Origin of the sequence: Oceanithermus profundus DSM 14977 (assembly GCF_000183745.1) — a bacterium.
GTDB classification, from domain to species: domain Bacteria; phylum Deinococcota; class Deinococci; order Deinococcales; family Marinithermaceae; genus Oceanithermus; species Oceanithermus profundus.
The window spans coordinates 674,160-686,180 of the sequence record NC_014761.1 but is presented as its reverse complement, the minus strand read 5'-3'; the positions used below and the strand labels follow the sequence as shown (position 1 = coordinate 686,180).

Sequence of the window (12,021 nt, the reverse complement as noted above, 5' to 3'; positions counted from 1 at the left end):
CCCCGTGTTTTATGGAAAAGTCAGCATTACGAAGAGCACGTCGTCACCCTACGCCCCCGTTATACCAACCCCCGCGGCGCTTGAACACCCCAGGCGGCGGCCTGGAGGCATTCCGGGCGGGAGCCTCAGACCTCGCCCCCCAGCGCCCGGATCGCCCGCAGCCAGGCGTCGCCCTCGGGCCCCATGGGCTCGTGGGTGTGGCGGTGGTCGTACTTCCTCTGGAAGGCCTCGAGGTCGTCCAGGATCCCCTGCAGGCGCGCGCGCAGCAACCCGGCCAGCTCGCCTTCGGGAAGCTCACGCAGATGGCGCAGGCATACGAAGCCCCGCCCCGCTTCGAGCGCCCGCCGCACCGCCGCGAGCGGCAGCCCGCGCAGGCTGTCGAGGTAGCGGCTTTCGGCGGCGGCCTGCACCTCGCAGGCAGGGCAGCGCACCCGTGCGTGGGGGCGTTCCAGCTCGGCTGCGAGGAGGTCCTGCGTGAGAATGGCCAGGGGAAAGGCCGGCGCCTCCAGATCGCGCGCCTCACGCCAGTGGCGACCGCAGAGGCCGCCGCGGCGGCGCCAGTCGTCGCGCAGGGTCGGGTCGTTGATTCCGCCCTCGACGACCCCCTCCAGGTAGCCGCGCGCCGCCTTGCGGGCCAGCGCGCAGACGGGGCAACGGGGCTCGCGCAGCGCCTCGAGGACTTCGTGTTCGCTCAAGTGCACGCCTCAGCTTACGCCCGCGTCCGGCCGTTCCAGGTAGAGCCAGAACTCCCGGTTGCCCTCCTTGCCCGCAAGCGGGCTCTCCGCCTCGCCGCAGAGCGTGAAGCCGAGCGCCCGGGCCGCGGCGCGCACCCGCTCCAGCGCCCGCCGCTGCAACCGGGGGTCGCGCACCACCCCGGTGTGGCTCCCGGGCTCGAGCTCGAACTGGGGTTTGACGAGGACGAGCGCCCGGCCCCCGGGCCGGAGGACGCGCCACAGGTTCGGCAGGATCAGGGTGCTGGAGATGAAGGAAACGTCCATCACCGCGCCGTCCACCGGCTCGGGCAGCGCCAAAGGGCGGCGGGCGTTGACCCCTTCCAGCACCACCACCCGCGCGTCCGCACGCAGGCGCGGATGCAGCTGGCCGTGGCCCACGTCCAGGGCGTAGACCCTGCGGGCCCCGTGCTCGAGCAGCACCTGGGTGAAGCCGCCGGTGCCCGCGCCCACGTCGGCCCAGACCTCGCCTTCGGGGCCGATCCCGAAGGCCGCCAGCGCCCCCAGCAGCTTGTGGGCGGCCCGGCCCACGTAGGGCTCGGGGCCGACGACTTCGATCCGGGCCTCCGGGCCCACCTTGCGGCTGGGTTTGGTCGCCACCGCGCCGTCGACCCGCACCCGGCCGGCGCGGATCAGCTCCTGGGCCTTGGCGCGGCTCTCCACCAGACCGCGCGCGGCCAGGGCCACGTCCAGACGCACCCGCTCAGCCATGCACCCCGACGTCGAGCCGTTCCAGGATCGCCGCCAACGGCACCTCGTCCGACAGCGCCACCTCGTCCTCGACGAGGCGCCACAACCCCGTGCGCAGGTTGCCGCGCAGGCGTCTTCGACCGCCCGGCAGGCGGATCTCCACCTCGCCGAAAGGGGGCTCGAGGGTCACCCCCGGTTCGATGCCGAGCGCCCGCGCCACCTCGCGGCGCGCTTCTTGCATCCGGCTCTCCCAGGTGTCCCACGCCACGTCGATCACCACCCTTGATTATCGCACGCTGCCCGTCCTGCGGATGTCCTGCTATGCTGCGTACCACAGGGGGGCATCATGAAACGAATCCTAAGCGGTGGCTTGCTGGTGCTCGCGCTGGCCTGGGCGCAGGGCGTGGGGCTCGAGCCCGTGGCCACGGGCCTGGACAAACCGCTCTTCCTCACCCAGGAACCGGGCGGCCCGCTCCTCGTGCTCGAGCAGCGGGGGCGCGTCCTGGCGCTCGGGGGCGGGCAGAAGACGCTTTGGCTGGACGTGCGCAAGAAGGTGAGCTGCTGCGGCGAACGCGGGCTGCTGGGCCTCGCCTTCCACCCCGGCTACCCTGAAAACCGCCGCTTCTTCCTCAATTACACCGACCGGCGCGGCCGCACCGTGATCGAGGAGTACCGCGGTGGACGGCCCTACCGGGTATTGCTCACCATCGACCAGCCCTACGCCAACCACAACGGGGGGCACCTCGCCTTCGGCCCCGACGGCTACCTCTACATCGGCACCGGCGACGGCGGCTCCGGGGGCGACCCCCAGGGGAACGCCCAGAACCCCGGGAGCCTGCTCGGCAAGATGCTGCGCATCGACGTGGACCGCGGAAACCCCTACGCCGTCCCCGAGGACAACCCCTTCGTGGCCAACCCCAAGTACCGCCCCGAGATCTGGGCGCTGGGGCTGCGCAACCCCTGGCGCTACAGCTTCGACCGCGAGACCGGCGACCTCTTCATCGCCGACGTGGGGCAGAACAAGTGGGAGGAGGTGGACTACGTCCCCGCGCCGATGAGCACGAGCGGCGGCTGGAACTTCGGCTGGAACGTCATGGAGGGCAACCACTGCTTCAAACCCGCCAAGAACTGCAAGCGCGCGGGCCTGGTGCCGCCCATCCTCGAGTACGGCCACGACCAGGGGTGTTCGATCACCGGCGGCTACGTCTACCGCGGCCGGCGGATCCCCGAGCTGGTGGGGGCCTACCTCTACGGCGACTACTGCAGCGGCAAGATCTGGGCGGCCCGCTGGACCGGGAACCGCTGGGAGAGCCGCCTGCTGCTCCAAACCAAGCTGCGCATCAGCAGCTTCGGCGAGGACGCGGCCGGCGAGGTCTACGTGGTGGACCACGGCGGCGGCGCCGTCTACCGGCTGGTTCCGGCGCGCTGAACCCCTTCGGGCCAGACCCCGCCCGCGGCCTCCCAGCCGCGGGCCATGTCTTCGGGCACGGGGGCGGTGAAGCTCAGGATTTTGCCGCTCTTGGGGTGGGGCACCCGCAGCTCGTAGGCGTGCAGCGCCAGACGGCCGATGAAGGGGGAGGGCTTGCCGTAGAGGGGATCGGCCCAGATGGGGGTGTGCAGGTGCTTGAGGTGCACCCGGATCTGGTGGGTGCGGCCGGTGTGGGGCCGCGCCTCCACCAGGGCCCGCCCCTCCGCCGTGGCGACGACCTCGAAGTCGGTCTCGGCGTAGCGCGCCTTGATGCCGCCGGTGTGCATCTTGAAGCGGTGCACCGGGTGGCGGCCGATCGGCGCGATCACCGTGGTGTTCGCGGGCACCCCCTCGGTGAGCGCGACGTAGCGCTTGAAGACGAAGCGCTGCTTGAAGGCGTCGGCGAGCCGCCGGAGCGCCGCTTCGTGCCGGGCCACGACGATCACCCCGGAGGTCTCCTTGTCGAGCCGGTGCACGATGCCCGGACGCACCGGCTCGCCCCCGGGCTCGACCCAGCGGCCCAAGAGCGCGTTGACGAGCGTGCCGCGCGTCACCCCGGGGGCCGGGTGGGTGACCATGCCCGCGGGCTTGTTGACGACGACCATGTCCTCGTCCTCGTAGAGGATCTCGACGGTCAGGTCCTCGGCCTCGACGCGCGCGGGGGGCTCGGGCGGCACCTCCACCTCGACCCGCTCGCCGGCGAGGCGGCGGGCCGGCTTGGTGACCACCTCGCCGGCCACGCGCACGTGGCCGGCGCTGATCCAGGCCTGCGCGCGGGCGCGGCTCACCCCCAACGCCCGCGCCAGCGCCTGATCCAGACGCTCGCCCTCGGCCTCGAAGACGTGGGATCCCTGCACCCTCACCCGACCATCATAGCCGCCGCGGGTGAGAGCCCCCAAGTAGAATGGGCCAATGCCGCACGTCCTCTCGCCGCACGCCGGCGCGCGACTCGCGGACCCGGAGTTCTGGGCCGAACGCTGGCGGGGGCGGTTCGACCCGGAGGCGCCCGCGGCCTTGAACCCGCGCCTGGTGGAGCGTTCCGGGGCGCTGTGGGACCCGCTCGAGCTGGGGCCGGTGGCGGCCGCGACGCTCGGGGAATGGATCGAGGCGGCCCGGGTCCCCGACGATTGGTGGGCGGTCCTGGACGGCCGCCCCGTGGACGAAGCGGCGCGGGCCGAGACCTACGCGCGGTTGAACCTCGCGGGCCTGCGCCCCTTCAAGGCCGACCGCTACGGGATCACCCTCGGCCGCGCCAACCTGCGCGCCCTGCCCACCGCCGCGCGCGGCCACAAACGAAACGACGAGGAGGGCTTCGACCGCCTGCAGCACACCGCGCTCGAACCGCTCACCCCGCTGGCGCTGCTCCACCCCAGCCGCGACGGGACCTGGTGGTTCGTTCAGGCCCCCGACTACCGCGGCTGGGTCCGCGCCCGCGAGCTGGCCTGGACCGAGCTGCCCGGCGAGATCGCCAATCTGCTGGCGCAGCCGGGGCCGGTCCTGCTCAGCCCCACCGCTGAACTGGAAACCGCCTGCGGTACGACCCCGATGCAGATGGGCAGCCGGCTGCCCGGCCTGCGCGGCGGCATGCTCGCCTACCCCGCCCGGGACGAGCACGGCCAGCTGCTCTGGAGCAAGGCCCGCCTCGTCGGCGACCCCGAGCTCGCCCCCGAACCCCCGGCCCTCACCCCCGCCGCCTTCTTCGCCCGCGCCCTCGCCCCGCTGGGGCGGCCCTACGGCTGGGGCGGCCTCACGCCCGCGGGGCCGGCCCTCGACTGCTCGCGCTTCGTTCAGGACGTCTTCAAGGTCTTCGGTTACCGCCTGCCGCGCGACGCCTCGGCGCAGTGCCGCGCCACCCGCCCCGCGCTCGTCTTCGAGCCCGGCGAACCCCACGCCTCCCGCGCCCGCCGGCTGGCGGAGCTGGAGGGCGGGCCCGCCGTCCTGTGCATGCCCGGCCACGTGATGCTCTACCTGGGCGCGGTCGAGGGCTGCCACCACGCGGTGCACGCCTTCTGGGCCTACAAGCGGCCGGAGAACGGCGGCGAGGCCACCGCCGCGGTGCGCCGGGTCGTGGTCACCAGCCTCGACCTGGGCCGCGGCACCGCCGCCGGCTCACTCCTCGAGCGGCTTACCTCGGTGAACCTGCTCTAGGGCGCGCACCATGCGGTAGAGCGCCTCGTGGCGCGGCAGCGCCCGTCCGTCCGCGCGCGCCCAGGCCAGGAGCGCGCCGGTCAGTTCTTCGATCTCGGTGGGCCGTCCGGCGCGCACGTCGGCGCGCATGCTGCTGGTGTTGGCCGCGGTCGCGGCCAGGACCCGGCGGATCCGCACGAGCAGGGTCTCGGGGTCGGGCAGGGGGCCGCGCGCCGCCAGCACCGGGTGCATCTCCGCCGCGAGGTCGCGCACGGTGGGCCAGAGCTCGGGCTCCAGGAGCCCTCCGTTGGGCACGTCCAGCACCGCGGTGAGCGGGTTGACGACCAGGTTCACCGCCAGCTTCTCGAGCCTGCGCGCCGCCACATCGGGCGTGGCCTCGGCCGGCAGGCCCGCAGCGGTCAGCCGCGCCGCCAGCGGCGCGAAAGCGGGGGGCAGCCAGGTCTCCCCCGCGGCCACCCAGACGGTGCGCTCCGCCTCGCGCGTGGCCGCGGCCGTCGTGGCCCCCTGGTCGGCCGGCACCCGGCCAGAGGCCGCGGCCAAGAGCCGCTCCCGCACCCAGCCGTTTTGCAGGCTGAGCACGCCCTCCGTGGCCACCCGCGCCGCCACCCGCGCGGCCGCCTCGGTGTCGGGACCCTTGACGAGCACGATCGCCCAGCGCGCCGGGGGCGCCTCTTCGGGGCCGAAGGCCGGCACCCGCACGCGCCGGGTTCGGCCCGAGGGGTGCACCAGCTCGAAGCCCCGGGCGAGCGCCGCGGCGCGCCCGGGCGAACGCGCCACCAGCGCCGTGGGCCCCACGTCGCTCAGGCAGGCGGCGAAGACGCGCCCGAGCGCCCCCGGCCCCACCACGGCCACTTCGAACTCAGGATTCCTTGCCGTAGAGCCCCTCCAAAGCGGATTCGTCCATCGCGTAGCCGTGCTCGTCCGCGGGGAACGCCCCCGAACGCACGTCGGCGGCGTAGGCCGCGATCGCGTCGCGGATCAGCGCGCCGCCCTCCAGGTAGCGGCGCACGAACTTGGGCTTGAAGCGGTCGAAGACGCCGATCAGGTCGTGGAAGACGAGGACCTGGCCGTCGGTGGCCGCGCCCGCGCCGATGCCGATCGTCGGCACGCTCAGCTGCTCGGTCACCCGCGCCGCCAGCGGCACCGGGACCATCTCGAGGACCACGCCCCAGACCCCCGCCGCCTCGAGCGCCAGGGCGTCCTCGAGCAGCTTCTTGGCGGCCGCCGGGGTCTTGCCCTGCACCTTGTAGCCGCCCAGCATGCCCGCCGTCTGCGGCGTGAGCCCCACGTGCCCCAGCACCGGCACCCCCGCGCTCACCAGCGCCCGCACCGCTTCGAGCTTGGCGCCTTCGAGCTTCACCGAGTCGGCCCCGCCCTCCTTGACGAGCCGCTCGGCCGCCGCCAGCGCCCGCTCGGGGGTGGCGTCGGCGAGGAAGGGCAGATCGGCGACGAGGTGCACCTCCGGCGCGCCCCGGCGCGCGGCCTTGGTGTGGTGCAGCACCTCCTCGAGGCTCACCGGCACGGTGCTGTCGTACCCCAGCACCACCATCCCCAGCGAGTCGCCGACGAGCAGCACGTCCACGCCCGCTTCGGCGGCCAGCTTGGCCGTCGGGTAGTCGTAGGCCGTGAGCATCACCAGCGATCCCCGGCCTTTGCGGGACTTCAGTTCGGGAATCGTCAACTTGGCCACGCCCGTATTCTACGCGCTGCGTATACTTAGGCCCATGCCCTTCACGCACGACGATCCCCGGGTGGAGGCCTTCGGCCGCAGGGTGGAATCGGCCTTCGCCGGCGAAGGCAGCGGCCACGACTGGTGGCACGTCTGGCGGGTGTGGCGGCTGGCGCGGCGCATCGCCGCGGCCGAAGGCGCCGATCTGCTCCTCGTGGAGCTGGCGGCGCTCGGCCACGACGTCGAGGACCACAAGCTGGGCCGCCCCGAGGGCACCCTCGCGGCCTGGCTCGCCGAGGCCGGCGTGGACGCGGCCACCGCGGAAGCGGTGGTGGCCATCGCCCGCCGCGTCAGCTTCAAGGGCGCCGGCGTGCCCGACGCCATGCCCACGCTCGAGGGCCGGGTGGTGCAGGACGCCGACCGCCTCGACGCCATCGGGGCGATCGGCATCGCCCGCGCCTTCGCCTACGGCGGGGCGAGGGGCCGCCTCCTCTACGACCCCGCCGAGTCCCCCGAGCACCACGCCAGCTTCGAGGCCTACAGGAAGACGAACTCGAGCTCGCTGATGCACTTCTACGAGAAGCTCTTCTTGCTCAAGGACCGGCTGCACACCCCCACGGCGCGGGCGCTGGCCGAAGCGCGCCACGCCTTCATGGAGGCCTTCGTGGCGCGCTTCCTCGACGAGTGGGAGGGCCGCAGTTAGCCGGGGCCGACGATCCGGTAGAGCCCCATCCCCAGGAGCAGGAAGGCGAAGCCCAGCAGGTGGTAACGCTGCAAGAAGGCGGGGGCGCACTCCGGCAACGCCTGGCGCACCAGCCGGTAGCCGATCAGGTTGGCGAGCGAGGCCAGCAGGGTGCCGAACCCGCCCACGCTCACGCCCCAGAGGAGCGCCGGCCAGTCGCGGGTGAAGTCGGCGAGCAGGAGCGCCGCGGGCACGTTGCTGATCAGCTGGCTGAGCAGCGCCGCGCTGAGGAAGACGTGGTGCGGGTGCAGGGGCAGGGGCGCGAGCGCCGCGCGCAGGTTGTCGGTGAGGCCGAAGAAGGCCGCGAAGGTGGCGAGCAGCGCGTAGTCCACGCGCAACGCCGCTCGGTCGAAGAGCGCCACCGCCAGGGGCACGAAGACGGCCAGCCACGCCGGCACCCAGCGCAGCACCACCGGCACGAAGAGGACGAAAAGCACCAGGTAGGCCGCGGCCCCGCGGTCCGGCCCGGCCGCGGCCGCGGCCGGCCGCACCGGGTTTTGGCGGTCCCACAGCCAGGCCAGCGCCAGCAACAGGGGGAGGAAGAAGAGCGAAAACGGCGCGATCGCGCCCACGAAGCGGTCCAGCGGAACGCCGTAGAACCAGTAGAGGAAGAGGTTCTGCGGGTTGCCGACGGGGCTGAGCGCCGAGCCGGCGTTGGCCGCCAGCACCTCGAGCACCGCCAGCGCCTCCAACGCCGCGCCGTGGAGCCGCAGGCTCACGGGGAGCACCGCCAGCAGGGCGACGTCGTTGGTCACGAACATGGAAAGGAAGAAGGTGAGCCCCACGAGGCGCAGCCCCGGCCAGCGGCCGCGCTCGAGCCGGCTCGCCAGCGCCCGCACCGCGCCGTGGCGCTCGAGCCCCTTCGCCAGCACCAGCAGCGCGTAGAGCACGAGCAGCACCTCGGCGTCGGAAGCGTCGTAGCGGGGCAGGCGTCCGAGCAGCAACGAACTGAGGACCAGGCCCAACGCGGCCGTGCCCAAGAGCGCCTCCCGCTTCAGCCAGGCCCGCACTCCTTCAGCCTAGGCCCCGCACCCCCGCGGCGCGAGCGGGCGAACGCCCCATCCCTCAACCCGCCCGGGCCCGCAGCCAGCGCGCCAGCGTCCGCACCTCGCCCGAGCGCCCCGACCAGGTGCGCACCCCCGCCCCCACCCGCACCAGCGCTTCGCGCAGGTAGCGGTCGGTGGCCAGCACGCGTGCGTAGGGCGCGACCGTGGCCGCCATGACCACGTCCAGCAGGTCGCTGGCCCGTTCCTCGCGGGTGCGCTCGAGCGAGCGGAAGGCCACGAGCCGGCCCAGCAGGCCGAAGAAGGGCGCCGCTTCGGCCGCCCGTCCGAGCCCCAGCCGGCGGCGCACCCAGGCGCGCGCCGCGGCCGCCCGCTGGTAGAAGTCGCCTTCGAGATCGAGGTCCAGCAGGCCCCACAAGGGCGCCAGGTCCGCCGGCTCGTCCCAGCTCCCCCGCCGCCACAAGAAGTCCTCGCGGTCGAGCCCGCCCCGCTCCACCTGCCGCCGCGCCACGTCGGGCCAGGGCCGCACCCAAAAGCCCCCGCTGACTTGCGCAAACATCCGCCGGAAAGTGGGCAGCAGGTAGCCTCCGTGCAGCTCCAGCACGTGAAACGGGCTGGGCGGAACGACGACCCGGCCCTCCAGCGCCAAAAGCGCCTCCCAGACCTCCCCGAAGGCCTCCTGGCCCGGCAGCGCCAGCAGGTACTTGGCGATGCGCGAGGCGTAGTTCTGGTCGAGGTAGACGAGCATGGCCCTGTCTCAAGTAAACACCCCCGGCCGCAGCCGGGGGAAGCAGCGCGACGGATAAAGATTACTGCGCCTCGACGGTCAGGGTGAAGACGTCCCGCTCGCCGTCGACGTCGGTAACCACGAAACTCGCCTGGTAAGTGCCGGGTTCGGTGTAGGTGTGGTCGACGGTGAAACCGGCGGGGCACTGGCCCAGGGCGTACTCGACCCGCGGGCTGCCGTCTCCGAAGTCGAGGTAGCAGCCCATCGGATCGCCGTCGGGATCGTACGCCGAGGTCTGGAAGGTGGTGGTGAGCGGCGCCGGACCCACGAGGTTGTACCACTGCATGTACGCCTGGGGCGGGCTGTTGTTCGTGCACTCGACGGTCACCGGTATCTGGTGGCCCCCGGCGGGCGAGTCGGGGTCGTTGGTGAAGAGGAAGACGCTCGTGTTCACGGTCGTCGGGGTGGCCGGGCAGGCGTAGCTGAGCTGGTGGTAGGCCCAGCGCCCCGAGTAGACCGCCGCGGTGGTGGGATCGGGCGCCACCGCGCCGCCGGCGGGAACCAGCGTTCGCAAGAGGCTCGTCACGTCCCCGGTGGTTCCGTTTGGCAGCGCGGCGGGCTGGGGCCGGTTGTAGTAGCGCAGCACGCCGGTGGCGGTGCCGCCCACCTTGCCCTTGAGCAAGACTTCGCTCGGAACGAAGTCCAGATTCGGACTGGCCACGTAGACGGCCAACGACGACACCTGCGACGCATGCGGCAGCGCCTGGCCGATGGGGCCGGTGTAGTGCCGCGCATAGAAGAGGTACCAGCCCACGTCGGCCTTGCCCGGCCGCCAGACCCAGCGGCCCGTCGAGGTCTCGCCCAGCTTGACGAGCGGCGCCGCCCCGAAGCAGTCGGCCGCGTCCGCGCAACGGCCGCCCTGGCGCCAGAACTCGGTGCGCGCGTCCGCGGGGGTGGCCGTGAACTCGATCTGCGGGGTGCGGCTGGTGTCGCCCAGGTCGACGCCGAACGGGTGGGAAGTCTTGAGGGCGCTGGAAACCGCCGGTGGACCCAGGAACGCCTGCGGATCGCCGACGTTGAACAGCTCCGTGCTTCCCAGGTACGTCGCACCGGAGCCGAAGAGTTCGGTCAGGAAGTCGGCGAGCACCCCGTAAAGTTCCAGTTTAAGAAAGCCCCTAAGGCGCCAGCCGAAACCCCAATCCGGCCCCGTATAGCTGGCCCGGCGCACGTCGGCGTCGGTCACGGTCAGGTACAGGGGCAGCTCGCCGACGAACTCGAGGAAGCGGCCGCCCAGCAACGTCACGGTTTCGAAAATCAGCTCGGCGTCGATCGACAGGCCCAGCTCCAGCTCTGCCCAGGGGCCGAGCTCGGTGCGCATCCGGCCAGGGGTGAGGCCAAAACTCGGCCCGCGCAGCCCCACGTCGGTCCCGAAGTCGTCCACGAACCGCCACCCGTCGGCGTCCGTATAGCGAAAACCCACCGCCGCCGAGGCAACGGCCCGGGCCGAGGGCCCGGCGACCTCTACCCCGCCCTCACTGCCCGCCAGGGTGGCGTACAGCCCCACGGCGGGGAAGAGATCCACATTGAGCGTGAGGATCAGGACCGAAACGGTGGGGATGCTGACGTCCCATGAACCCAGAGTGCAGTCGATCGTGGCGTCGCCGGCGCGGTAGGAAATGCGCCCGCCGCTGGCCTCGAGCCCGGCCTCCGAGTGCAATACGAAGGCGGCACGATCGAGGACGGCCTCAAGGCTGAAACCGGGCTCGAGCTCCAGCTCGGTCTCCACCCAGACCTCGAAGACGTGGCCGATGCGCGGCTCCTCGATCTCCACACCGGTGCTCACCCGGCAGGCCGAAAGCGGGACGATCCGCTCGCTGCCGTCCTCGCCGAGGACGCGCAGGAAGCCGCGGCCCCCGGGCGCGACCGTCGCCTCCACGCGGTAGCTCGGGGTGACCGCGCGGTAGCTGAGGCGGCGGAAGATCTGGGTTAGCGCCGCCTTCGAGAGGTCGAGCTCTACGCGATCATCCTGCAACCGCACCGCCTCGATCCGGCCCCACAGCCCGGTGCGGTCGTCGGTGAAGAAGGTCTGCCCCGCCTCGAGCGCCTCGGTTTCGGGGGTGCGCTTCAGCACCGCGCGCGTCCAGCTCATCGTGGACTCGTTCCACTCGGCCTCCCGGACCCAAGCGGGGTCGAGCCGCCGGGCGTAGGGTTGCAGCTCCGCATAGACCGCGTGCGCCCAGGCCTCGGCGCCCTGGTAGCGGGCGCGCAGGCGCACCGTGCCCAGCGCGTCCGTAAGCGCCGTGACCCGCGCCGTCTTGGGACCGGTGGCCTCGACGCGGAAGCGGGCGGGGTCGTCGGAAACGAACTCCACCCGGGCGTCCGGCACCGGCTCGCCGAAGACGTCGTAGACCTCGACCGCGAACTCGCGCGTCTCCCCGGCCCGGGTAAAGACCAGCGCCTGCGCGCCCGTAATCACCAGCCGCGGGCCCAGCGCGCCTCCGGGCCGCACCAGCACCGACACCCGCGCCTCGCCGCCGCCACCCCGCACCACGATCTCGTCGTCGGTGGCGTAGGGGGGCGCGGTGTAGGTGGCGGTGCGCCCGTCCACCTGCAAGCGGCCCTTCGTGGCCGACCACTCGAGGTTTGCGGGGCCGCCCAGGGCCTCGAGCGTCACCCGGCCGCCTGGCTCGACGGCCACCTGACCGGGCTCGACGCGAAGGGGCGCGCCGCCAGGGCCGCCGCACGCCGCCAAGCCCAACAAAACGAGCACCAGAAGCGAAATGCGCATGGCTTCCTCCAATCAGGGGAAGGTTACGAAATGGGGCGTTACACCGGTGTTACA

12 protein-coding genes are annotated in these 12,021 nt (G+C 72.8%); 3 read left to right on the top strand and 9 right to left on the bottom strand.

Going from position 1 to position 12,021, the window contains the following annotated elements; all coding sequences use genetic code 11:
- Positions 1-125 precede the first annotated feature (125 nt).
- The 3 genes from OCEPR_RS03445 to OCEPR_RS03435 are packed head-to-tail and all read right to left on the bottom strand — an operon-like array spanning position 126 to position 1,698.
- Entirely contained in the window at positions 126-695 is a 570-nt protein-coding gene (locus OCEPR_RS03445) for a hypothetical protein (protein ID WP_148229259.1), read from the bottom strand.
- A 9-nt stretch (positions 696-704) separates the two neighbouring features.
- The gene (locus OCEPR_RS03440; protein ID WP_041554527.1) at positions 705-1,430 is read right to left on the bottom strand and encodes a TlyA family RNA methyltransferase; all 726 of its coding nucleotides are present in this window, start codon (positions 1,428-1,430) and stop codon (positions 705-707) included.
- A 4-nt stretch (positions 1,431-1,434) separates the two neighbouring features.
- Positions 1,435-1,698 (bottom strand): hypothetical protein, encoded by a 264-nt coding sequence (locus OCEPR_RS03435; protein WP_148229258.1) that lies wholly within the window; start codon positions 1,696-1,698, stop codon positions 1,435-1,437.
- Between the two features lie 69 nt (positions 1,699-1,767).
- Between OCEPR_RS03435 and OCEPR_RS03430 the strand changes: the two genes are divergently transcribed.
- On the top strand, positions 1,768-2,850 hold the full coding sequence (locus tag OCEPR_RS03430; protein ID WP_013457309.1) for a PQQ-dependent sugar dehydrogenase: 1,083 nt from the start codon (positions 1,768-1,770) through the stop codon (positions 2,848-2,850).
- Here the strand turns inward: OCEPR_RS03430 and OCEPR_RS03425 are convergent.
- A complete protein-coding gene (locus OCEPR_RS03425; protein WP_013457308.1) occupies positions 2,826-3,746 on the bottom strand; it encodes an RluA family pseudouridine synthase in 921 nt (306 codons plus the stop codon). The genes OCEPR_RS03430 and OCEPR_RS03425 overlap by 25 nt on opposite strands.
- 55 nt (positions 3,747-3,801) lie before the next feature.
- On the opposite strand from OCEPR_RS03425, the gene OCEPR_RS03420 reads away from it, so the two are divergent.
- Complete coding sequence (locus OCEPR_RS03420) at positions 3,802-5,037, top strand: SH3 domain-containing protein (protein WP_013457307.1); 1,236 nt, start codon at positions 3,802-3,804, stop codon at positions 5,035-5,037.
- Here the strand turns inward: OCEPR_RS03420 and OCEPR_RS03415 are convergent.
- Together OCEPR_RS03415 and panB are read right to left on the bottom strand one after the other, a co-directional pair.
- The gene (locus tag OCEPR_RS03415) at positions 4,999-5,889 is read right to left on the bottom strand and encodes a ketopantoate reductase family protein (protein WP_013457306.1); all 891 of its coding nucleotides are present in this window, start codon (positions 5,887-5,889) and stop codon (positions 4,999-5,001) included. The two genes, OCEPR_RS03420 and OCEPR_RS03415, sit on opposite strands and share 39 nt — an antisense overlap.
- A 7-nt stretch (positions 5,890-5,896) precedes the next feature.
- Entirely contained in the window at positions 5,897-6,727 is an 831-nt protein-coding gene (gene panB, locus OCEPR_RS03410) for a 3-methyl-2-oxobutanoate hydroxymethyltransferase (protein WP_013457305.1), read from the bottom strand.
- Between the two features lie 34 nt (positions 6,728-6,761).
- Here panB and OCEPR_RS03405 point away from each other — a divergent pair, with 34 nt between their 5' ends.
- Entirely contained in the window at positions 6,762-7,409 is a 648-nt protein-coding gene (locus tag OCEPR_RS03405) for an HD domain-containing protein (RefSeq protein ID WP_013457304.1), read from the top strand.
- On the opposite strand, the gene OCEPR_RS03400 is transcribed toward OCEPR_RS03405, so the two are convergent.
- The 3 genes from OCEPR_RS03400 to OCEPR_RS03390 all read right to left on the bottom strand — a co-directional run bounded on the left by OCEPR_RS03400 (position 7,406) and on the right by OCEPR_RS03390 (position 11,967).
- Positions 7,406-8,458: an SLC13 family permease gene (locus tag OCEPR_RS03400; RefSeq protein WP_013457303.1), complete on the bottom strand. Its 1,053-nt coding sequence runs from the start codon at positions 8,456-8,458 to the stop codon at positions 7,406-7,408. The genes OCEPR_RS03405 and OCEPR_RS03400 overlap by 4 nt on opposite strands.
- A 55-nt stretch (positions 8,459-8,513) precedes the next feature.
- Positions 8,514-9,200 carry a hypothetical protein gene (locus OCEPR_RS03395; protein WP_013457302.1) on the bottom strand — a complete coding sequence of 229 codons (687 nt, stop codon included), beginning with the start codon at positions 9,198-9,200 and terminating at the stop codon, positions 8,514-8,516.
- A 61-nt stretch (positions 9,201-9,261) separates the two neighbouring features.
- Complete coding sequence (locus OCEPR_RS03390; protein WP_013457301.1) at positions 9,262-11,967, bottom strand: PKD domain-containing protein; 2,706 nt, start codon at positions 11,965-11,967, stop codon at positions 9,262-9,264.
- Positions 11,968-12,021: the final 54 nt, after the last annotated feature.

Excerpts from the sequence above, each read along its gene's own strand:
- OCEPR_RS03430 (WP_013457309.1), top strand. The coding sequence starts at position 1,768 with ATGAAACGAATCCTAAGCGGTGGCTTGCTGGTGCTCGCGCTGGCCTGG.
- OCEPR_RS03420 (WP_013457307.1), top strand. The coding sequence starts at position 3,802 with ATGCCGCACGTCCTCTCGCCGCACGCCGGCGCGCGACTCGCGGACCCG.
- OCEPR_RS03405 (WP_013457304.1), top strand. The coding sequence starts at position 6,762 with ATGCCCTTCACGCACGACGATCCCCGGGTGGAGGCCTTCGGCCGCAGG.
- OCEPR_RS03395 (WP_013457302.1), bottom strand. The coding sequence starts at position 9,200 with ATGCTCGTCTACCTCGACCAGAACTACGCCTCGCGCATCGCCAAGTAC.
- OCEPR_RS03390 (WP_013457301.1), bottom strand. The coding sequence starts at position 11,967 with ATGCGCATTTCGCTTCTGGTGCTCGTTTTGTTGGGCTTGGCGGCGTGC.